The 22830-nt window shown below is 40.2% G+C and carries 16 protein-coding genes and 5 pseudogenes; 7 read left to right on the top strand and 14 right to left on the bottom strand.

From position 1 onward, the window contains the following. Positions 1–986: 986 nt before the first annotated feature. On the top strand, positions 987–4109 hold the full coding sequence (locus tag FS373_RS18755) for a dermonecrotic toxin domain-containing protein (protein WP_152830250.1): 3123 nt from the start codon (positions 987–989) through the stop codon (positions 4107–4109). Between the two features lie 583 nt (positions 4110–4692). Here the strand turns inward: FS373_RS18755 and FS373_RS32170 are convergent. The 5 genes and pseudogenes from FS373_RS32170 to FS373_RS18730 all read right to left on the bottom strand — a co-directional run. Beyond that, positions 4693–4856, bottom strand: a pseudogene (locus tag FS373_RS32170) (transposase); the annotation flags it as partial. A 268-nt stretch (positions 4857–5124) separates the two neighbouring features. After that, positions 5125–5718: a YceI family protein gene (locus tag FS373_RS18745; RefSeq protein WP_152830248.1), complete on the bottom strand. Its 594-nt coding sequence runs from the start codon at positions 5716–5718 to the stop codon at positions 5125–5127. A 1001-nt stretch (positions 5719–6719) separates the two neighbouring features. Beyond that, on the bottom strand, positions 6720–6983 hold the full coding sequence (locus FS373_RS32165) for a hypothetical protein (RefSeq protein ID WP_227992987.1): 264 nt from the start codon (positions 6981–6983) through the stop codon (positions 6720–6722). Between the two features lie 300 nt (positions 6984–7283). Further along, positions 7284–7700 carry a hypothetical protein gene (locus FS373_RS18735; RefSeq protein WP_152830246.1) on the bottom strand — a complete coding sequence of 139 codons (417 nt, stop codon included), beginning with the start codon at positions 7698–7700 and terminating at the stop codon, positions 7284–7286. Between the two features lie 172 nt (positions 7701–7872). Further along, positions 7873–8538: a hypothetical protein gene (locus FS373_RS18730; protein ID WP_152830245.1), complete on the bottom strand. Its 666-nt coding sequence runs from the start codon at positions 8536–8538 to the stop codon at positions 7873–7875. A 497-nt stretch (positions 8539–9035) separates the two neighbouring features. Between FS373_RS18730 and FS373_RS18725 the strand changes: the two genes are divergently transcribed. Next, positions 9036–9287: an ogr/Delta-like zinc finger family protein gene (locus tag FS373_RS18725; protein WP_152830243.1), complete on the top strand. Its 252-nt coding sequence runs from the start codon at positions 9036–9038 to the stop codon at positions 9285–9287. Between the two features lie 28 nt (positions 9288–9315). Here FS373_RS18725 and FS373_RS32160 read toward each other — a convergent pair. Next, positions 9316–9526: pseudogene (locus tag FS373_RS32160) on the bottom strand (transposase); the annotation flags it as partial. A gap of 129 nt (positions 9527–9655) precedes the next feature. Between FS373_RS32160 and FS373_RS32605 the strand changes: the two are divergent. After that, positions 9656–9847: pseudogene (locus tag FS373_RS32605) on the top strand (hypothetical protein); the annotation flags it as partial. A 416-nt stretch (positions 9848–10263) separates the two neighbouring features. Here FS373_RS32605 and FS373_RS18710 read toward each other — a convergent pair. Genes FS373_RS18710 through FS373_RS18700 form a run of 3 tightly spaced genes read right to left on the bottom strand, consistent with a single transcriptional unit; the run spans position 10264 to position 11129 of the window. Then, complete coding sequence (locus FS373_RS18710) at positions 10264–10446, bottom strand: hypothetical protein (protein ID WP_152830240.1); 183 nt, start codon at positions 10444–10446, stop codon at positions 10264–10266. A 39-nt stretch (positions 10447–10485) separates the two neighbouring features. Beyond that, a complete protein-coding gene (locus tag FS373_RS32600; RefSeq protein ID WP_152830238.1) occupies positions 10486–10839 on the bottom strand; it encodes a HEPN domain-containing protein in 354 nt (117 codons plus the stop codon). Beyond that, positions 10836–11129, bottom strand: coding sequence for a nucleotidyltransferase domain-containing protein (locus FS373_RS18700; protein ID WP_152830236.1), 294 nt, complete (start codon positions 11127–11129; stop codon positions 10836–10838). The genes FS373_RS32600 and FS373_RS18700 overlap by 4 nt, the downstream gene beginning before the upstream one ends. A gap of 470 nt (positions 11130–11599) precedes the next feature. Between FS373_RS18700 and FS373_RS18695 the strand changes: the two genes are divergently transcribed. Together FS373_RS18695 and FS373_RS18690 are read left to right on the top strand one after the other, a co-directional pair. Then, entirely contained in the window at positions 11600–12346 is a 747-nt protein-coding gene (locus tag FS373_RS18695; protein ID WP_152830234.1) for a hypothetical protein, read from the top strand. Continuing rightward, complete coding sequence (locus tag FS373_RS18690) at positions 12339–13040, top strand: RES family NAD+ phosphorylase (protein WP_152830232.1); 702 nt, start codon at positions 12339–12341, stop codon at positions 13038–13040. Before FS373_RS18695 ends, FS373_RS18690 begins: the two co-directional genes overlap by 8 nt. Before the next feature lie 41 nt (positions 13041–13081). Here the strand turns inward: FS373_RS18690 and FS373_RS18685 are convergent. Further along, positions 13082–14197: pseudogene (locus FS373_RS18685) on the bottom strand (IS256 family transposase); the annotation flags it as partial. Positions 14198–14429: 232 nt separating this feature from the next. On the opposite strand from FS373_RS18685, the gene FS373_RS18680 reads away from it, so the two are divergent. Continuing rightward, complete coding sequence (locus FS373_RS18680) at positions 14430–15443, top strand: hypothetical protein (RefSeq protein ID WP_227992986.1); 1014 nt, start codon at positions 14430–14432, stop codon at positions 15441–15443. A 78-nt stretch (positions 15444–15521) separates the two neighbouring features. On the opposite strand, the pseudogene FS373_RS18675 reads toward FS373_RS18680, so the two are convergent. Together FS373_RS18675 and FS373_RS18670 are read right to left on the bottom strand one after the other, a co-directional pair. Beyond that, a pseudogene (locus tag FS373_RS18675) lies at positions 15522–15671 on the bottom strand (IS6 family transposase); the annotation flags it as partial. A gap of 44 nt (positions 15672–15715) precedes the next feature. Beyond that, positions 15716–17271, bottom strand: a protein-coding gene (locus tag FS373_RS18670) for an IS3 family transposase (RefSeq protein ID WP_416221768.1) whose coding sequence is annotated in 2 segments (ribosomal slippage) — positions 15716–16818 and positions 16818–17271 — 1557 coding nt in all. Because the reading frame shifts where the segments join, the coding sequence is not laid out codon by codon here. Between the two features lie 493 nt (positions 17272–17764). Here FS373_RS18670 and FS373_RS18665 point away from each other — a divergent pair. Then, positions 17765–18853, top strand: a complete 1089-nt coding sequence (locus tag FS373_RS18665; protein ID WP_152830229.1) for a potassium channel family protein — start codon at positions 17765–17767, stop codon at positions 18851–18853. Positions 18854–19441: 588 nt separating this feature from the next. On the opposite strand, the gene FS373_RS18660 is transcribed toward FS373_RS18665, so the two are convergent. Together FS373_RS18660 and FS373_RS18655 are read right to left on the bottom strand one after the other, a co-directional pair. Continuing rightward, positions 19442–20212 carry a DUF4145 domain-containing protein gene (locus FS373_RS18660; protein ID WP_152830226.1) on the bottom strand — a complete coding sequence of 257 codons (771 nt, stop codon included), beginning with the start codon at positions 20210–20212 and terminating at the stop codon, positions 19442–19444. 493 nt (positions 20213–20705) lie between these two features. Further along, entirely contained in the window at positions 20706–22829 is a 2124-nt protein-coding gene (locus FS373_RS18655; protein WP_152830224.1) for a helix-hairpin-helix domain-containing protein, read from the bottom strand. Position 22830: the final 1 nt, after the last annotated feature.

The following is a 22830-nucleotide window of genomic DNA, read 5'->3' as shown; positions in this document are numbered from 1 at the left end:
CAGATGTGTCCCGTCCTGAAATAGGTTGACGGTTTTATCAGACCAGTAGCAAATGCTGCTGGTCTTTTTCATGCACTTGATTTTTTGGGATCATTCCCAAGCATAAATGCGGCCTCATTTCATTGTGATAATTTTAGCTTCGTTCAGCTCGAAAAATCATCAATAATTATGGGTGTCTTAGTTATTGTATATTCATAGAAGCTAATCCAAAATTCAACCTTAATGTATCTTCTGTTAAATGACACTGATTAATTTAAGCTTTACCAGCCGAATAAATTTATACAGTCTCTATTAAATATTCTCAGGTGTACGGTCATGTTTCCTATTAATCTTGTGCATTCATTAATGCTTAATCGGGTTGCACACTTGTTAATCAAGGGTAAATAATTAAGTAAGTATCTCGTTGTACACGAAAGGAATTAAGAGAGGCGTGGATAATAGTAACGTACTCGTTATAAGAATTAATATTCTTTAACTTTAAGATTAAAAGTGTATCATAGTGTTGTTGGTATAGATAAAAACGGATAAAGGAACATGTGATAATGAATTTTTGTGAAATAATACATAACGAATGGGTTTGCTTTTAATTTATCTCAATTAGTATCTTTTGGGATTTAATACAACGAACAACTTTGGTTCTGTAACAAACAGAGAATGAATGACTCTGTTGCAAAGATTGGTCCTAGCCCGAAAGCATTTTGGTGATCTGGCAGGTTATTAATAGTTTACCCGTGTATTGGTAATTAGACCCATCTCTCCTTCTATTCCTGGCGGTAAGGAACTTGAAAGTGCAGCCCTTTGATCGGATAACTAGGTCTTGAACTGTCCTAACTAAGATCTAAAGATATACACAAAATGCTAAATTTAGCTACACACTTCTCTACCGGCTTTCAGTCTGCTTGCTTTAACCACCGTATTTAGACGGTGGTTGTTTAGTTTAAGCCAAAACACGTGAAATTACATTCTAAACATATATGGATATAAAAATGAAAAAAATAAAAGAGCGCCTAAATATCAAGTCTGCACCTATGAGGAAAACATTACTTTCTGTAAGCATTATTGCTGGGGTTACCCTAAGTGGAACTGCACTCGGAGTTCAATTTGACCAATCAATTGGTAATACATTAGGTGATAAATTTGACCAATCAATTGATAGTGGAAAAAGCAGTGTAGATAGGGATACAACACTTTACTTTAATCCATACAATAATGAGTGGAAAGCTTCTTTCTTAAATGGCTATGCTGATTTACTTGATGCAATACCTTCTCCAAGAAGTATTGCAACTAATGTTATTAAAGATGGGTTAGCCAAAAAACACTTGCCGGCAGTAGATCCTACAAAAACTTATTACAATGTTTTCAATGCTGCTTCAAATAATTCCCACTCATTTAATGGTTGGCAGCATAACAGAACGCAATTGAAAAGTTCTTCCACTATGACTGAGGCTGCTCTACTAAATACCTTTAATCAATGGCAAGATGATTACCCTGGTGAAATGGATGCTTATACGGGTCTGTACACTGTTGGTAAGGATGCCGATATATATAATGAATTTAATGATGTTAATATACTGTCAACCTGGTTTTGGGATATTATTTACTATGATGACATTCAAGGTAAGTATGATAAGGCTTTGAATAAATTTTGGTCTGAAAATCATGATACGTTTGTTCATCTAACCCGTGAGGCATACAAGTTTTCTGCATATCAAATGGATCAAGAGGGTGATATAAACCGAGAACAATATGTTCTTATTATGGATGCAATAAATAATCAAGATAAAACAAAGGTTTATTGGTTTGACATATATGGTTATTATTCGAATGATATATTCGTTATCGAGTCTGCCAATGATGATAATAAAAATGTCATCCTTTATATACCTGGAAGTGAGCCCTCTTTCAAAGCATTTTCTAACGAAAATGAACTTAGGTTCTACATTAAAAATTTACTTTCAACGAAAGAACATAGGGATAGCCTTGCTAGACACTTCTCTCTCTACGACAGGCAAGATGGCTCAAGTTACTCCGGCGTAGACTCTGCTTTTAAGGGAATAGCTAACGCTTCTTGGAATGAGAGTTATATCATGTATAAGAAGCATTCTCGTATTGATGGTGATATTTTTGAACATGTAGCGGAGTCTACCAAGAATCGGCTATCCAGTGATGGTGATATCAAGATCAGATCTAACCGTGAAGCTGAAAATGACTATGTACTTAGGGTCGTTAATACTATTTTCAATATTTTTCCTATTATAGACTTCATTGTACCAGAGATTGGTCTTCCTGTAGGAATCGCTTTGAGTGCAACTCAGGCTGGAATTTCTATTGACAAGGCCATTAATGGAGATAGTACTGAAGAGCGAGATCAGGCTATAGTTGGATCTGTACTCGGAAGTGTTGCTCTCGCTGCCAGCACTATTATCCCTATTGCTAGTAAGTTTGCATCCAGTATTAGAGAAGCTGCTGATGAGTTAGTGCCCCCAGAGGGAACAATATTAAACACTCTACCTGATGGATTTAACAGTATTAAGGTAGGGGATAATATTCGAGTCGTTGAAAACCCTCTCACTAGAGAAGAACTTTCCATTGTTCGACTCAAGAATGAAGATAGGGTTGTTGCAATAAAGAAAACACCATTTAATTACTATAGTGAAATTGACTGGAGTACAGGAACAGAGATTTCAGGGACGAAAGTGTACCGTACATTAAATCCCGAGAGTAATGAATGGGAATGGATAACTAAAGGAGGATTGCGAGGCGGAGCTGCAAACCACCTTGTCGAAGAGATAGAAGTCGTTAGCTCTAATAGAATGATTCAAACAAGAACTCCTGGTATTAGTTTAGATGGAAATAAAATAACAGTAACATCTGATCATTCTGAGTACTTTCACGGCAGTAAGTCATCAAGTTTAATTTCTTTATCTGAAAGACGGAAAGTATTACCACTTTCAGATACTAGACTTCCAGAGGAAGCTTCTATAGAAAAAGCATCTGCTACAGACTTGGATAACTCGGGATACGCTTACGATTATTCTTTTGATTCATCCGCCAAAGGTAAGTTCAATTTAGAGTCATCTCAGCATGAAGCTGAGCTAGCAGAGTCACAGCTAAAAAATTACAATGTTGATGAATCTGTGATCCAAAGAATAAAGTCAGGTGATGATATAAGCATTTTTGGTTTAACGGGAGAAACACAGTTATCGGCTCAGAAACTTAGTGCTAACACTAAACTCATTGAACATTGGCAAGGATTATCCTCTACTGAAAAAGATCTTGTTAATCAAGATTTTCCTGTAATGTATGGTTTCTTCGTAAATGATGTAAATGACATTCAGAACATTAAATCAGTTACATCATCAATACCTGGTGAAGTTGAAGTTCAAGGTGGTATTAAAAGTAAGTGGATAAGTGTGATTTATACCACTCCGAGTAAAACCCAACTTGTGAAAGACTATTTATCAGATGCTGGACTATCTTCTATCGAAGTTCATGAATTTGATGATATTCATTATTCACTTAACCAATCATCAGCAGAAGCAGCAGAATACGGAGGATCTCTAGATGATATTAAGAAAATTGTTAACGATGAAAATGTAAGCCAAAGGGTTGACTCTTTACAATATATTGAGAAAGGAGATATCTTAGTAAGAACATCACGAATTAACGACGAATTAAAAATAAAGCTCGGCAGAGACACAAGAAATAAAGACTTAACTGCTCACAGCTCTTTCGTGTTTGTTACTGGTGTAGAAGAAGACTCATTTACTTTCCGTCGCATACAAATGGTTGAAGGAGGACCATATAATCAACTTATTACAGCCAATCCTGATTATAGTAATATGAGTCTTATTATCGACTCATCTGAGAATGAAACAACAGGCACATTTCTTCAGCATTCAGAGAATTATAAGATCAGAATTAAGAGCTCAGGTAAAGAAATTATCAGTGACAAATTGAATACTGCCAAACTTTTTAACCAGGCTATTCTAGATGAAGGGAAGTATTTGAAAAGTACACAGCAAGTATATGGTAGTGCAAGAGATGGAAAGTATAACTGCAATACATTTGTAAGTAATATCCTGCGTCGAATGACTGGAGAGTTATAGCTATTGGCTTTGCTGGGTAAAGATTAGTTGCTAGCATTTTTATATCTATGTTTAGCTAGTTTCGTTGAGAAACTTAAGTTCCAATCAAGAACGTTAGCTATAGAATGGTGGCATTTTTTCAAAAATAGCGGTTTTTAATGAACAGTTGGCACTCGTATTCCTGCCAAGAATTGAAATAGAAATCATTAGATTGTTAAATCGTTTTAAGCGGCTAGCGCTAGCCGCTTAAAACGAGTGAAACCTGGCATCTCCGTATCCGTCCGGCGAACTACACCTAGCTTAGTTTTATATTCCAAGGCAGCCTTTCAGCTTGAGTGACAACAGCTCAAGGCAGTGAATTAGATAATCGAAGCATATAACCAGACACCTATTCTTATTCTAAGGAAGATGGCCAGTGCCGACTACTGCCTGATAAGTTTAACCATGTATCAATCCGCCCTCTTGTTACGCCAAACAATACTCAAACATTCTGTCGTGAGTAAAATATCGACTATTCCCTTGAAAATCAGGTATCAAAAATCCCAAACAAGGGTTTGGTTATGCTTGAATATAATAATTTGAAATGAGTATCTCTGGGTGTTGGTTAAGCGCTATCTAGCCATCTATGACAGTTGGCTGCACCTTGCCGGCGCTCAAGATGTTCACAATAGGCTGTTAACTCTTGGGTGTTGCCCACGGGCCCTTTGAAAATCTTGGTAAACTCTGTGGTCAGTTTTCTTGCGGGATATTAAGTCTATTTAATATCTTGAAAATAATCAAGACACCCAGGATTGTCAGATGTGTCCCGTCCTGAAATAGGTTGACGGTTTTATCAGACCAGTAGCAAATGCGGCTGGTCTTTTTCATGCACTTGATTTGGGGTTTTCATTCCCAAGCTTAAGTGCGGCTTCATTTCATTGTGATAATTTTAGCTTAATTCAGCTCGAAAAACCATCAAGAATTATGGGTGTCTTAGTTATTTTAATCAACACTTTACCTGGCTTATTCAGCTTTGCGACAGAACCCAACTACATGATTAAGAATCTGTTTTTACCGCTTCGATTTCGATGGTCATTGACACTTCGTTGCCATTATCAGGTACCGCGGTAATTCCAAAGTCTTTTCTACTAAGTTGCGTAGTTGCTGAAAATCCCGCTTTAAGTCCAGCAGACTTGGATTGCTTGACCTTATTTAGAGTCGCATCCAGAACTACGATTTTGGTGACGCCCATCAACGTTAAGTCACCTGTAATCGCTAGTTTTCCATTGCCTTTATCTTCGACTTTTGTGCTCCGAAAATTGGCAGTAGGCAACCTACTATTTTCGAAAAATACGGCTAACGTCCTGTTGTTCCACACTTCGTCTCCGGCTATGTCAAGGCTAGTGATGTCAATAGATACATCGACACTTGAGTTTTCTAGGTTATCTGTATCGAGATAAATTTGTCCTTCAAATTTATTGAAAAATCCAATAGAGTGTGAAAAGCCCTGATGGTCAATTTGAAACATCAGCATATTATGAGGATCAGACTTTGTATCAAATGTGAAATTATCAGCAGCATGCGTAGGCACGCTGAGCATCAAAGAACTGCCAAGCGCAACCATGCCAAGACAGAAGTGAAGTTTTTTCATAGTTATTATATGAACGCATCCCCATTTTATAGGACATAATGCTAATTTTAACAACAGGCTAGGCGGTTTTATATTAGGTCCAAGACAGACTTAATCCTGTCGGTCATAATAGTTTCCGCTGCTTTGCACCTCATTTTCTTAGCGGATTAAAAATCCAGATAATTATTCAGGTTTAGCAAAACTCAGTCTGACCGTGTTTCATCACTATGTACCTATGCAAACTTTTTGCGAACATCCTTTTCAGTTTGTTAAAAGTTGAAACGACTCTTGGATTCAACACATAAGTGCATAACTTGAAATAAGTAGAAGAGATCAGCTGGCTATATGCTAATAACTTTTTCTCCAGCAAGAGATACGATGATGAAATCTTACAGCCAACTGACCAATGATGCCAGATCTCTGTCCTAAAATAAACGGGCTTTACACGTCTTTACTTGATATCCTCCTCGCTTCGCGCCCGACAAGTTGGGGAAGGAAGTGTGATTGATTTTTATGCTTACGCTGCCGTTTTCAACATTGCTTCACCGACATAGCGTTCCCTATTTTCTTGCCAGCTATTACTGGATATTGAAGCTCTCACCTGAAGCAGAAAGTGCGCCCTTTACGTGACCACCTCATATGTTGTTGCCGCTTACACCCCCGATTAATGATTTAACATATAATCAAGACACCCATTCTTATTCTAAGGAAGATGGCCAGTGCCGACTACTGCCTGATAAGTTTAACCATGTATCAATCCGCCCTCTTACTACGCCAAACAATACTCAAATACTTTGTCATGAGTAAAATATCGACTATTCCCCTTGAAAATCAGGTATCAAAAATCCCAAACAAGGGTTGGTTATGCTTGAATATAATAATTTGAAATGAGTATCTCTGGGTGTTAGTTAAGCGCTATCTAGCCATCGATGACAGTAAATAAAACCGGTCTTTACACTTGTCCTCGGCATTGGCTCTACGAGCGATAGGCTGGTTGAGTGCCCGCAACTCTTATGAAAGCGTTAGCAAGAGATATCCATCAGCCTTAAGCGGTACTCTTTTACTCGTTTATTGATAATGGTTTGTTGATAGGATTCAAGTGCTTCACCTTTAACAAAGTCGTGATTAAGGCTATTGCCTTTAAACAGCTTTTGCCATTGAGTGACAACTTCTATATCTGACCAATGTTTAGCTAATTCCACATCAATACGTAACACTAGATGTAAATGATTACTCCCATTTTTGTGAATCAAGAGGGCATAAGCACAGATATCAATGGCAAACACAGATGCCAGCTCCAGTAGTCGACTTTCAACCCAATCCCGTCTATCTCATAGGATTGACCAGTATAATGATCGACACCACACAAAAAAGCCTTTCTAACACAATGAGATACGCAGTGATAAAATAGGCTTATTATTAAATAAAAAGTACTAAACTGACTAACGCTTTTCTTGGTGTTGGCATAACAAACCCTCCTCAACAACTCTGACTTAAGCTTAGTCAAGGGATCTTCATCTGACAATCCTGGGTGTCTTCGTTATTTTGTTCCGTTTAAATGCCTTGCTAGCTGATAATCTCTGTAGTCATCTCATCTTAAAGTAAACAATAATTGACGTGAACACCGCTCCTGCGAACATTCCTGTGTATTTCCCACCAACAATACTAATTAGCTTTTCTAAAAATGCAGGCAGAGCAACTGAATCATTTGTTACTGCAATTAAATAATATCCAAAAGCCATTATCAAAGTTAGTGATAATATTGCTAAGATCAAACCAACAACTCCAGTTAAGTCTTCATTCATCATTATCATTGCCGGGACACAAAATAAAATGGGGGATAACAATCCAAAAATTAGATATGAAAAAAACACTAATCCACTGTAAGAATCAACAGCTATAAGGTTGTAAAAGCAATAGATCATTGTAGCTGTACCTGCTATAAACCCAAAAATATAAAGCGCTATAGCGATTTTATCGGATAAGCTATTTACTTTTTCCAATTTGGCCTCCTACTACTTTACTTGAATCACCTAGCAGCTTGCTACACAGACCGTTCAAGCAAGGTAACTTTACAAGGTTGATTCGCCCAGTGCAAAAAAGCGTTGTAAGGTTAGTCTAAATAGTGAGGTCAGCGGCACGTAGCTGCCACAGACCTCAACTGATTAGTACTCTTTACACATTCCAATCTGACGGATTTGCTGTATTGAAACGAGAAATGCGCTTGCTTGAGTCGCCTTTTAATTGATAATAACTGTCTTCGTAAATATTCCATCGACACAAATCAATAGGCGTTACTTCCGATGCATTTATACTATCTACAGCTCCTGACACTTCTAAAGCAGCAGAAACAAGCTCTGAGCAGAAGAATTTACTAAAATCTTCCTTATTATAGGTAGGCCCATGCATTCCGAACGGCAGGCTATCTAACGCATCAATAGCTGACTTTATAGCCTGAGGCATATCATATTCTTTTCTATCTTTAGCTTGGTTAAATAGAAAATTGAAATACTTGATTTTATCAAATCTTGACTCTCTAATGCCCTTTTTTAATGGTAACCACCAAACCTCACCTTCATAACTATTGAGTCTGTCACTAAATCTAGAGACATTGACTCCATTGAAACCATTCAATGAGGCTGATTCAATAATTTGATTAAAAACTCTCCCCGTATCATCATCTGGTATTTTTGTTTGCAGGATAGCTGCAGTATGAGAAATACTAGAAAAAGTGGCAAATTTAATTATTTCTGAAAAATGACCTTTACCACCAAATGCTATTACATCTCCTTGTTGCATTAGACCTCTAGCTTCTTGATAAGTTATTTGATTTACTGACATAATTACCTCTCTTTTTGTGTTTGCTTTAGATGTTCAATTGCCTGCGCCTCTAGAGCTCTTCGCCCCCGTCTTTGCGTGCTAACACCATCAACAGAAACAAACGCGGCAATTAACATCAGGTAAAGCCGATTGGTAGGAGGTACATTGAAAGTATCAACAGCTGTGTTCAGGGAAAGGAACAACCATAAGGCTATTAGGAGCAATGAAATGACAAGGCATACTCGTGTAATTATCTTCGAAATCAATTGAAAGACCTCCTTGTCACACTCGATCGGATACTTTGAAGTAGTCTCCAGAAGAGACATAACATCTATAGTACGAACCATTCAAGCAAGGTAACCTTACGAGTTTGACACGCCCATAAATCCTTCTACTTCAAGTGTGACAAGTTTAGTCTAAAAAACGTACAATCGGTTAAATAATACACAGCCAGGGTTACTATTCAAAAAACAGTACTATCGCGTAAACTAACCAAAATAGACAATTGGGAGATTGTGATGCGAGTAATTTGTCCGGATTGTGGTTCTGTAGCAATTATCGGTAAGACCAACCAACTAAGTCTAGCCCATGCCGATCTGTATTGCTCTTGCAGTAAACCTGAATGTGGCCACACCTTCGTGACCAATCTCAGTTTCAGTCACACGTTAAGCCCTAGCTCTCGAACGTCCAGCGCTATTGTGTCTGAACTGGTACGTGCCCTATCCCCGGTTCAACGTCAGCAGATTCAACAAGAACTGAAGCTTCTTTAAAATGAGAAAATTCAGGCTCCCAGTGCATTGCTAACACATCAACAGCAAAAACTTGAGCTAACTCAAGTATCCTAGACTCAACCCACTCACGCCGATGCTCGTATGACTTGCATGAGTATTTATCGACTCCCGTAAGCCACGCCATGCGAGTACATCTAGACTAGAAATGCAGTGATAGAAAGGGTTTCTCGTTAAATAAAAGGTTCTAAACTCACTAACGTACTTCTTGGTCTAGCCAACTATCTTGAAAGAAATCGGCCTCATTTCATTGTGATAATTTTAGCTTAGTTCAGCTCGAAAAATCATCAAGAATTATGGGTGTCTTAGTTATTAATTACGCTTATGTCTATGTTAAATAATGATGACAAACATTCGCCAGCCACTTTATGATGAACGGCGGCAATATCCTTCTTTTCAGAAAAGTGAAGAAACAGATCCTCGGCCACTCCGACATCAAAGACACCATGCGCTACGCCCACTTCGCACCCGATCACCTAAACGACGCCATCACCAAAAAACCAATAGCCGAGCTATTGGGTAAAAGTGAGATTACGAATTAAGGTGGTTACCAACGCTCAAAGCAGCATGCGGCGAAGCCATTCGACTGCCTTTTCTTGTTAGAAGGCGCTTCAACTCAGCCCCCATTTAATTTCGCCAGGTAATGTTATATATACTTTGTCGCTATACAGTTCGTCGGCTTTCAATTTTCTTAATGTCCACGTCCAAGTATGTAGGCTTTTTGGACGCGGGTTCGAGCCCCGCCGCCTCCACCAAATACTAAGAAAGGCCAACCCTAACGGGTTGGCCTTTTTTTATTGCTTAAATTCAGTCTGTTACGCACTACCCCTCCCCTAATTCAGCGTAAAACTCTTCCAAAATAACCATTTATTCATCGTTTCTCAATGGCGACAAATGACCAAATGGCGGCAAAGTGGCGACAGCCCACAGCTATGGCTTCAAAACGCATGAATCAATGTTACTCCAAATAACTGGCGATCTTGGCTTTACACAGACGTTCTGTCAGTGCTTGCAGATATTCCACTCTCTGACCTAACCATTCGAGTTCTTCGGGGGTGATCACATAGCTGGGTTTATAACGGGCATCGACATAGCCTTTTCGCAACAATTTAAAGCGCCAGCGCTCCTCTTCAGTGCCCATCGGGAATACGGTGAGAAACTCAGGCTCAATACCCGCGACTCAGCCGCCTAATTTTTTTAAATCATGGCTATTGGGTTTATAGCGGGTAAAGACTAGTAAGATGGCACTATAAAGGTGCTCTGTTGCTTGATGTAATAAGAAAGCGGCAATATTAAGAGAATCTCTTTCCAGCATAAGCCCATGGGCAATATAAAAATTATCAGCACTCTTCATCGAGTAATCAAAATCTTTCTGCGCCAAAAGATGTCGTTCCTGTGCCGTCAACTCTTTCGCTTCACCCAGGGTAAAGTTGCACATATCATACAACATAATGCCTTCACGCTTGATATTGATATAGAAGTACTGACTTTTGCTGATACGTCTATGGATGAAGGCAATGTCTTCGGCTATCACGCTAACGGGCGTCCGTGAGCATGTGCCAACAACCGCTGACTGAGGCGGTCATTCTGTTCGACCTGACTAGCTTGTTGACGAGTTTCCATCACCACAAGTAGGTCAAAGTCACTTTGGTAGCGAAACTGCAGCGTATCCTTATCGAGATCTTCGACCCAGTCACCACAAGCATAGCTGCCGAACAGAATGATCATCTGCGGTTCAACAAATTGACGAATGGTAGCCACGGCACATTTCAACTCATGGATTTTCAGCTCAGGCAGATGATCGAGGGAAGTTTTCATATTCATGTGGTTAATCGTAATGGATAGCGGCTGGGGGAAACAGGACACGAAAAATCTGGTAGCTAATTAAAAGTCCCTTGGTGATCACAAGGTAATGTAGGTTCGAGTTAACTAAGAAGTGGACAAAAATATGTTAGATCTAAAGCTCTAGAAATAGCTATTGGCATTATGGAAAGTATTGCAATCGGATATACGGTAACGCCTCATTAAGCGACGAAGGAGCATTTTTTGTTCCGCTTTTATGACTTGTTAGAGCGCACGAAATGACAAAACCTGCATTGGGCAGTAGTCTTCCTTGTCATTCGAATGTACTGTTTTACCATCGGTGACACCTTATTGCATGTATTACGAACGGAGGTCATGTACAGATATCGTCTATTCAAGTATAGTTGTTTTTTTTTGTAATGTGCTACATTTATACATAGTGGTCGAATCTAATGACAAATTTTTCTCATTTCGATCTATATGGAGGTCACATGCCAACTACTCTCACTGGTAAATCACAAACAAGAAAACCTAAATGGAAACTGTCTTCCTCTAAAACTGATCCGACACCTTCTGATCTTGAATTAATTATAAATTTGTCTGATGCCTGTAAGCCAGCACTTCAAGCAGAACTACACTCGGATAATATCGATGATAGAATCAATGATTTAAAGATTATCCTCTGTGCGAATCTAGACAGCTATGGCATTGAAAATGTTATAGAGACTCTAAATAAGGCTGCACTAAATAAATTTCTTGCAAGCAAGGATTTTGTGCGCGAAAACCATCTATCAGAAGCTCAGCTAGCAGTGGCTGCACATCTCAATAGAATCGAAACCAAAGAAAGAAATTACCCGCTAGTCATTCCAGCGAAAGCCACATTATTGCTTGGTCATGGGGAGAATGCTAATCCGTCACGGATAATTACTAGATTAAAAGACGACAGAGAGCTATTTGCTTTCTCTTTTGGACAGGCAAGATCTGTACGCATTCCTATCTTTCAAGTCGATCTAGAAAAAATGAAAGTTTGGCATATAATCCCGACTCTTAGCCGCATCCTTGCTGGTCTAAATGATTGGGGGGTTTACGATTGGTTCACTACCTATTCAGAAGACTTGGATGCTGCACCAGCCGATTGCCTTGATGACAAGGACAAATTTGATGATTTAATCATTTTAGCTGGTTTGTTTAAATCTAATAGTATCCAAGGAAACTTAAGGTTTACTGCGGATGACTAAACCACCAACTTATGAAGTCAAAAGTGGTAAACAACTACAACGAATTATCCGTAAAGAATACTTAGAGAATGGAGACCGAGCTTACGATGCACTCGACCCTAATCCTTTTAGTAACCTAGATTGGACATTTGAACTTTTCCCAAAAAGTCTAAATGGCATAACGGTCGAAGGAAGGTTTTCCCCATTTAGATCCTGTTCAGAGGTTATACCCGCTATATATCTCGCTGAAACAGCAAGAGCGGCATATTTCGAATCAGTTATTCGTCCTTATGGTGCTGATATAACAACACTTCAGTCGAACTCTATAGAAAGAATTGAAGTATCGACAGTTCAATTTTCAAATATGTTAAAATTTGCAGATCTCAGGAGCACTTTCCTCAAAGATGGCTCTAAGCCTTTTTGGAGATACACCTTTGATGAGTTATTTAACTCCACACAACTAAAATCAATCAAAGCATGTCGTAGCCTTGCCAAAGATATACACGGTGAATATCCAAATTTTGACGGTTTAGTTTGGGATTCTGTTCGGTTACCTAATGTATTGGTGTTTGTTTTATTTGGGCATAAACGTGATGGAATAATTGTCAGTTCGGAATCTTCAATGGAAAACACCCAGGATTGGAAGCCTGATCTGATTGAGCAAGTTAAATTTGGTAATGTAATAGTTTCGGATGAGCTGGCCAGTAAATTATAAGATTGGCCGACCCTGTAGCAGATTCTGTGTAACTACCTATTTTATATGTAGTCTGCTATTCGATCTTCAAATTCAATAATAAAACGATTGAGTGCTGGTTTCCAGTTTCTTATCGGCATGGTCCACTTCTTCGAAGCTTGAATGATCGCCAAGTAAACGACTTTCTTCGCTGAGTCATCATTTGGGAAGAGCTTACGATTCTTGATTGCTTTCCTAATCACACTGTTTAATGACTCGATAACATTGGTTGTATAGATGGCTTTCCGGATGTCTTGAGGGTAATTAAATAGCGTATTAAGATTAGTCCAGTGCCTGTGCCAGGATGCTGAGATACTAGGATATTTAGCGTCCCATTGCTCGCCAAAACATTCCAAATTAAGCAACGCTTCCTCTTCGGTCACTGACTGGTAAATCCTCTTTAAATCAGCTGTCACCGCCTTGTAATCTTTGTACGGCACAAACTTCATCGAGTTTCGAACCATATGGACGATGCAGAGCTGGATTTGAGTGTTTGCGAACACGGTATTTATGGCATCAGGAAAACCTTTTAGACCGTCAATGCAGGCGATAAGGATATCTTTGAGTCCACGATTTTGAAGCTCTGTCAGCACATTTAACCAAAACTTAGCGCCCTCGTTCTCAGCTATCCACATGCCAAGTAACTCTTTATGGCCTTCGAGGTTAACGCCAAGCGCGAGGAAAATAGCTTTGTTGATGACCTTACTGTTAACCACAATACAGTCAAGGTAAACGATAGGATACACGGGTTCTAGCGGACGAGATTGCCACTCGACGACACGCTCGAGGACTGAGTTAGTGACGCGAGAAATTAGCGTTGGTGATATCTCTGCGCCATACATCTCATCAAAGGTATCGACAATATCTCGTGTCGTCATTCCTTTCGCATAAAGATGTAAAATTTTGTCATCCATCGAGGTGAAGCGGCTTTGGTTCTTTTTAACAATCTCAGGCTCAAAGCTACCATTTCGGTCACGGGGAGTGTCTAACTCGAAGCATCCATCTTCGGTCTTTATTTGTTTGTGGGAGTAGCCATTGCGGTTATTACCAGCCGCGACCTTCTCGTTTTTTTGATAGCCTAAGTGATAATCGAGTTCAGCATTTAATGCGGCCTCAACAGTGACTTTGGTTAACTGCCTATGGTTCTTCGCCAAAAGATGCGAAAAATGAGCTTTATACGCATCGGTAATTTTATGATATTCGATAAAACCGATATATATCAATCTACTGCGAAATATTAAAAAGTGTTGTATAGATCTCGTAAACGAAGACGCATTCTTTCTCTGGCAGTATTTTTAGAATTATTTACATATTCACGAAAAATATTCGATTTACAACAATGACTTAGCGATGGTACCCTTGGAGTATAAATTGAGCAGCCTGAAACGTTATCGTGCTGCTATTGAGCAAGCTGTTATATTTTTCAGTTATGGGGTATTCTTGAAAGTCAAAAAGAAAAATATGTATAAATTTGAGCGTATGAATGATGATTACCCTCTATATGCAAGACTGCTAGCAAAACACATCTATGAAATTCCAGAATTGCCAGATTTCAATTCAGATAAAGGTATTTTCATAATGTCTGACTTTGGCGGTGAACATAAAGGGGCTGACTACTCAACTTATGCATTTCTAATACTTTCTGCTGACAAGCGTTTTGTGTTTGAGGAAAATGTAAAAGCACTTAGAGAAAAGTATTCCTTAGATAATCCTTTTAAAGAACTCAATTACAAAGATTTAAGATACGGTCCAATAAAACGAGCGTTATCTGAATATTTAGAACTGGTTGATAAATATATACATGGCGTATTAGTTACAGTTTCAATTGATCGAAATATAGAGACAGTCTTTGGTTTAAATAAACACGAATCACACAAACAAATAGTCGAGTACCTTTCGAAACATGGGTTTCATGGATGGAAAGGTAAGGAAGCAGAAAAACTTCTTAGGGTATTACATCCATTATGTATGTTCATAAGTATTCTTGGGCACTCTGGACAAAAAACGCTTTGGCTTTGTGACAACGACACCATTAATGAAAATGGTAAGGTTCGTTCATTTGATGATACCCAAAAAATATATGGTAATGTCTTAAAAATGTACTGTGACTATGAATTTGATATTATCGGTTTTGCAAAACCATTCAAAAATGATCCTTTAACAAGTGATCTTTTGAGTGTGACTGACTTCGCTGCAGGAACAATCCAAGATATTTTACAGTCACACATAAAACAAAAAGATTATCTCGGTACCGATACTAAAATAAAGTTAGTTAAATGGATGGCAAAAAAAAGCGATTTCCTTTCTAAAATTAATTTAGTCATTACCAAGCAAGAAGATGGTGATTGGGGTTGTGGGACTGTTGATCTAAGTACAAAAATATAACTAATAAGGATAGGCCGCGTAGCCGGGTTCTGTCGCATCTTCGAGAAACGAAGTGATCGCAGTTTCCTCCACGCACGGTTAAACCGCTAAAGAATAGAATTGTTCCCATAACGTCATCTTACCTGCACCTTCCATTTGACCTTTGCGAAGCATTTGCCATAACTCGACACCGGCTATTGTGGCTTCTGCCCCAGCCATCGATTTGAATCCAAGGGCGGTACGCATCTTCCACTCGGTGTTTTTCAAGATAGTTGGCACTCTTTACTTAAACTTTAAGCTACATTTCTTTCTTCAGTTTCGGGCTCTTTATCTGGGTTCAGCATCACCTCACCGATAGCATCACAGTTCCTGATACCATTAGGCCAGCGCTTGGGGTTTCTGACCCTAGCATCTTCCAGTACCCGCTTTCGTTTAGATAAAACCTTCTGATCTTGCATCTTATGACGCACGCCAGGAGACACAAAATTAAGCTTACTGTGCTTATGCTCATTGTTGTACCAACTGACAAATGTTTCCACCCACTCCCTTGCTTCTGTGAGGCTTTTAAATCCTGAACGAGGCCACTGTGGTCGATATTTTAACGTTCTAAATAACGATTCCGAGTAGGGATTATCGTTGCTTACACATGGTCTGCTTAGCGAAGCGGTAACACCTAGCTCTTCAAGCTTAGCTTTCATCGTCAGCGATTTCATTGGCGCACCATTATCGGAGTGCAGCACCAGCGGTTGCCTAAAGCACTGTTCGCGTAGCATATTGCGTTGCATTAACTCGGCAGCAAGCTCGCCACACTCTTGCTCGTGAACTTCATAACCAACAACTTTACGGCTATAAATATCTTCAAACATATACAGGTAATAGAACTGGCCTTTGGTGACCGAGGCTAAATAAGTGATGTCCCAAGACCAAACTTTATTCGGTGCATCTGCCACGTATGCCGCTGGTTTACTTCTCTTTGTTATGCTTTGGCTACGTCCACGACGGTTTAGCTGGGCATTAGCTTTTAGAACCCGATAAAAAGTTGATTCTGAAGCGATATAGATACCTTCATCGAGCAGTGTCGGTACTATTTGTGAGGACGGTAAGCTGGCAAATGCTGGCTCGTTGCACTTATCTAATACTTGCTGGCGCTCAACATTGCTAAGTTTATTGGCAGGCTCGGGCCTAGTCACCATTGGTCTTAAATCAGCTTGGACTTTTCCAGCATGATACCAACGGCGGTAGGTACGTTTACTCAGCATGGCTTCTTCACACGCCATATCTAATCGAGCTCCGCTAGTTTGCGCTTCAAGGATTAGGTTCACTAACCTAAGTCGCTCAACGAGTGGTGTTAACTCTCCTCGCTGTCGTCCTCCCACAGCGCGTTGAGCTTTTTTCTCAGCACCAATAATGCTGCAGTTTCTGCCAGCGCCTTCTCTTTATATTTAAGCTCTCGCTTTAACGATTTAATCTCTGCCTTATCAGCTTTAGCCTGTACTTTAACCGCTTTAGCTTGAGACTCAGTTGACTGAAACCCGCCTAAACAATCTAGCTTCCACTGCTGAACTTGCTCTCTAAATAATCCCTTTTCTCGGCAATATTGGCTAACTTCAGTTTCAGACATTGAAGCGGTTTCGATGATGACAGCAAGCTTAGCTTCAGCTGACCAGTCATCAGTTGTTAATGTTTTACCTGGCACGGGGCGACCTTCTTTTCTGGCTTTATCTCGCCAATGATACAGGGTTTGATAGGAAATCCCCTCGCTACGTGCAACTTCAGTGACCGTCATATTTTGTGGTGGCAATAACTTCTTTAAAACCGCTTCTTTACGTTCATATGAATATCGTGCCATTGAGCTCTCATTGACCGCCCCCTCTATTTAATTATTGGATGATTTTAAGGGGTGACAACAATCCTGACACAGGGGGCGTGTTACGTGTTACGTGTACAACTTTTCTTGAAAAAAGATCTCATCGAGTATGTTCATATCATCCGTAGCGGCGTTTTTATAATTCGTCTGACCACACATACTTTTGCTATCAAAAGCTTACTCATAGCTCTAGTCACACCAACATATAAAGCCTCAACAAGTAGTCAGCTTTAGTATCAAGCCCAAAGTGGTTTGATAGCCATGGGTCAACTACATAATATACCTCACGCTCTCTTCCCTTTGCACTGTGTATGGTGCAGATTTTAACTCCTCTCAGTGATGGCCTCAGCTCACCTTAGCTAGGTCACTACAGTTGCTCAGGTTAAACTCTCTAAGAACGTGACCAATATTAGTTGACCACAACAATGGCAGAACTTATAGTTCTGCCATATAACTTTATGGTGTTGTAATTTATATGAAAAATAACAGTTTACAAATAAATAAGAGTAAACCTCATAATAAAGAGCACTTGACTACCGAATTCGGCCGCATTTTATATTCTATACCTTACAAAAAGTTGGCGAAAGTAACAGTTTTAGTTTGGTTAACTTCAGTGCTCTACTTTTTGGTGACCACCCAAATTTCAACAAAACATGGCTTAGATCTTAATACACTTGGATGTAAGTTATCATCCGATGGCAAACCCATTTGTGACAGTATTGATATATTTTTATCTTCGTTATATTTTATGGGCGTAACTATAACTACTCTAGGCTATGGAGATATATTACCACTTGGGTTTGGCCGAATAATTTCTGTTTTAGTCGCTGTTTTTGGCTTGACCGTTATTGCAATTTTAATATCTAAGGTTTCATCTGAACGAGACTCAAGCACACTCCTTCTGCTTCACACTAGTGATGTAGAAAGAAGGATTTCAGGTTTTTCAAGCGATGTTTCAACATATATAAAAGATCTTAAATCTTTTTCATATGGAAAATACCTAAAGGAGTACGAACAATCCCTAAAAAATACTAGAGTAAAGTTAAAGTCAGAAGAATTATCTGTAAAATTAAAAGAATTCAGAACACTACTGCTGATATCATCAAAATATTTGGTTTTTCATATAAATCAGTCTTTATCCTCTGAAATAGGAACAAATACCGCAGTAGCTCAATTTATTAAACAATTATCAGAGGCTCAGGATGCTATCCTAGATCTTAAACCCTTCATCAAGCAGCATGAAAACATTGAAAGAGCCTGTCTAAAAATTTCAAGTGAAATATGTTCTATCGAAGGTATTTTATTACAAAAACCTAAAAATAATACTCCAGCACAACCATCATTAGAAAAGAGTAACCTCATTAAAAAACATGAAGATTTAGAGAAATGGTTAAGACTTACTTATACTGAATCATGGGTTTCTAAAGTAAAAAATGAACTTCCAAATACACCAAGAGCCCACTGGCCAAAACACCCCCATAAGCCAATAGCAACGAAACTTGGAATTTCAAATTCTATTGTAAGTAGCTGCATAAAAGAACTGATCAGAAGAAGAGAATACTAAGGTAATCCCCATTGATTTTTATTGATATTTACACTCTATCGTGAGAATATTCCCCGAGGTCTATAGCTCAGTTGGTAGAGCGTCATTTACTTATGTTAATGAAGGTCGTCGGTTCAAATCCGGCTAGGCAAAATGTATTTACCTCCAGAGTATCTTTTGCCAAGTCTGTTTCCTTTCAATTATTTCTAGATATATTCCCCCATAGAGGGCAAGAGCATGAGAGTGTGGATTACATACCGAGTGCTTAAGATGCACGCTGGACACCTATGCAGGACTGTTTTTTTTAGTAAAAACAGGCCAAACTCTGATTGAACATCACTCTGAATTAGTTCGAAAAACGTTCGCACTCTCACCCTGAAGCACTGCACTGGTAAGTACCTATTTTGTTGGACTGTCCGAGCTTAGGTGACATTTATCCATAAGACTCGAGGCAGTACAGACTGAGAATATTTCTGTCTTACTTACCAGAGGCTGTAACTATCTAAGAACTCTCACTTAAACCGATAAAAGAATGTCAGTAAGTAACTGTTCTAATAAACCTTGAGGCAAAGGTTAGTTACAGCAATGCCATGATAATTGTCGTTACCATTAAGTTACGATAACTTTATGAGAGACAGGCCCTCTAGCTTTAACAATACGTACAGCTAGTTCATGAATTTCTGAGTGGTCATCTTCTGGCTTAAAGAGAAACTCAAATACACGTTGCATTATTTTATATGCATCAAGCGTATCTTTCCGGCTCAAGTCATCTGCACCATGAGTACCTATATTCCCCAGCCATTTGATGGCCAATAACAGCACCTTAACTTCATCATCTTTTTCAGCTAGTTGCTTGATTCGGCTATCTAATGAGACAAATTTTTGTTTCTCATTCAACTTGGGAATTCCGACTTCTTCAAGTAAAACTTCTACACAGGCACGAATTCTATTACCGCAGGAGTCACTATCACAAAAAAATAGTGCGAATGATTTATCAAGCATTGCTGCAATATTTTGGGGGACATACTCGGGGATATTAAAAATTTTCAAATGAGGTTGGAAATATTTAGGCTCGCAATAAGTATGATATTCACCTTGAGTTTGCCCTCTTTCATCGTAGTATTGCTCAAGGTCTACACTACCATTACCAACCATCATAACGTGCTCTAAACATCTCCTATTATTACACTTAAGAGCACCTTGAACGGTGAAGCTAACCCATTCATGACTATATTCAGGATGATCATGCGAGTGTAACGTATCAGCTTGTTCTTCTAGCTTTAATGAACCAGAGACTTCTAATAAACCTTTTTGACATGTGGGACATTCCCATTGAGGTACATGCTTTACATTAAATGCTCTATTTGAAAACTCTTTCATGAGTGCCGTTCCAATTATATTTTAGTTAAGGTTAATAACGATTATCATAAAGTTTGAACTAGAAATTATCGAGCCACCCAGCATAAAAAGGAGGCTATTCACCACATACCGATACTGACATCATGAGCGTTAAATAGCCTATAAGCTATTAATTTATTTTAATTAAAATATCAATCTGGTTAGTTTTATGCAGCCATGTTAACTAGACACCCATAAGATTTTGACACTTGAACTTGGTTGGCACTTATTGCTGAGATCCAGTAATACATTCTCAAATTATTCAAAAACTGTACTAATGGCAAATTCTGTTCGCTAAAAAAGACTGAGTAATTTTACTAACAAGCTTTGGGTCAATAGCTTACTAGACCCTATTTGTATGGTATGCCGCAAAAGAGCCTGCACCTGAACCTCGTCGGCCTCCAGATTATGCGACCATCGGTTCAGATGCGGACATTCATTAACGTTGAATAGCTGTAAGAGTCATAAAATTGTATCAAATGTTCCGCGTCCCCTTGCAGCTCGGATAATGCGAACAGCCCCAGAATCGCCCGTTGCGCCCTGAACGCTTCCGCATTGAGAAACCGCAATGAGGACAGCTCGGAGGGCTAGTTTTGGCACTTGAGTGCAGCGATAGAGGTGCAGGTCTCTGTGGGGACGCCACCTTAAAGACCACCTTTGAAATTGGCACCGATACGCCCAACTCGCGCAAATCTGCCTCAGCTTGTGCACGAGCGGTAAGCGCATCCGTAAGTGTCTCATCCCTTTGTGCTTTAGCTGGCAGCGCATTAAGCTGAGATTTGGCGTTTCGCAGAGTGCCAAGCCCATTACGGATCGCGGACTCGAGTTTTAATTTCTGAACGCCGAACTGCTTCCGTAATGTCATTTCGTCGGCTACGTCCTGAGCGTTCGGCTTCAGATCATACTTAAATCTGGACTCACGCCTACGTTTCCATGACACCAGCTTACCAGTCATCACGTCGCCAAAACCAGGTACTCGCAGAACAGCAGACTGGCTCACATCGGCGGCGGTTTCGATACCGAAGGAAATGAGCGATGCTGTCTTTGCGGGGCCAATGCCAGAAATATTTGCTTGGCGTATAGAGAAACGGTCAAGGTAGGCCTGTCGCTGACGCGACTCCCGGTTAGATTTTATCACCCTCAATTCACGAGTGAGCTCATTATCATGTTTTTTATAGACCTCAATCGCAGCATCCAGATCACCATGTACTTTCAAAACCTCAGTGAGCCCGTTGCGTTGAATAAAGGCGTTCAATTCGCGCTGCACCCGGTCATCAGCATCCTCGAAGACTTTTAGGAAAAAGCGGGACTCAACCCTATTGTCTGAGAAGGTGACCCATCCCCAGATAGCCAAACAGCCCCATACTAGCCACAACTGAACGGCTAAGGTGAACCCTGCAACAGCGCCGCCCATCATCAGCGCCCCTTTGAGCATCTGCCCGCGCTTTCCGCTCCTAGCTTCGCAGAGCGCGCTACTAGCACCATGCTCCTCAGCCGTAGCGGATAGTAAGTCCCGGACCGTGGGGAAACGGAACGCTAGAATCTCGCGGATTGCCTGTTCCGTGCCACGCGTATCAGTTGGGATGTTCGGTTCAACGGCCGTCTGGTCCGGAAACATGTCAAAGCCGTTGCTGCCCATTTGCTTGCACCAGATACAGCTCTTGGCATTGGCTGGGTAAAAGTGAGTTTTTGCCTTGTTACAGCGGTTCAGTGTGCCTTCCAGACTTTGCAGGGCGTGTATCCAGTCGATTGCACCTGGTCGCTTGCTTGGCGTTAGCCCGAATGCGTTCTCGAATGCGACGGAGATTGAGTCCGGGAACATGCCGAGCCTCAATGCTCCAGGCGGCGGAGTAGTCTGTGTTGAGGCTTGGCGAGTGAGAGAAAAGGCAAAGCGGTTCTGGGCAATAGCATCGCCCATAGAAATGTCTGGCCCACTGTAGCGCCCAGCGTAGGGGTGACGGCCCATGAACAGAAGATGGAAGATCGCAACAGCCAACCCGAAGTTATCGTGCTCTATGGTTCGCTGAACGGATGCGAGGTTTTCCCCATGTAATTCGGGGGGCGTGAAATCAGGAACACCTACAACACAAGGGTAAGACTTGCCATTCAGATTGAACTGGAAACTATCAGCGTCAATTAAAGCAACTTTCCCGTCTTGCGCGATCAAAATACCAGAATGGTTCAGATCGCCAATAACACATCCCGCCTGGTGCACCTTCCCTACTGCGCGTGCGACATTCAACGCAGAATGGACAATGAATCGATAATCCGCCTTCGGAAAATGGCGTTGACGGGACTTCGGACTATATAGCTCGTGCAGTGGGCGATAGCCCAACACAAGCCGCATGACAAAGCCAAGGAAGTTGCCATGACGGTCTGTCACTACCTCACCGGGATAGGCAATAAGATTTGTCTGGACTGCAAGACATCCACCTACCACCGCGCGTACCTTCTCTTCACGCTTAGCACGCAACTCTCTGTTGTAGATTTTGACCGCCTGCCCGGAGCGCCCCTTGATGGCGTAAACTTCTCCTTCGCCCCCCTTACCGATCAACTCAGCTACTGAAAACCGATCTTTTCCAATTACTATTTCCTGCACT

The organism is Shewanella sp. YLB-07 (genome assembly GCF_009377275.1).
The sequence above is the reverse complement of the archived record's forward strand: the minus strand, read 5'-3'. Positions and strand labels throughout refer to the sequence as shown.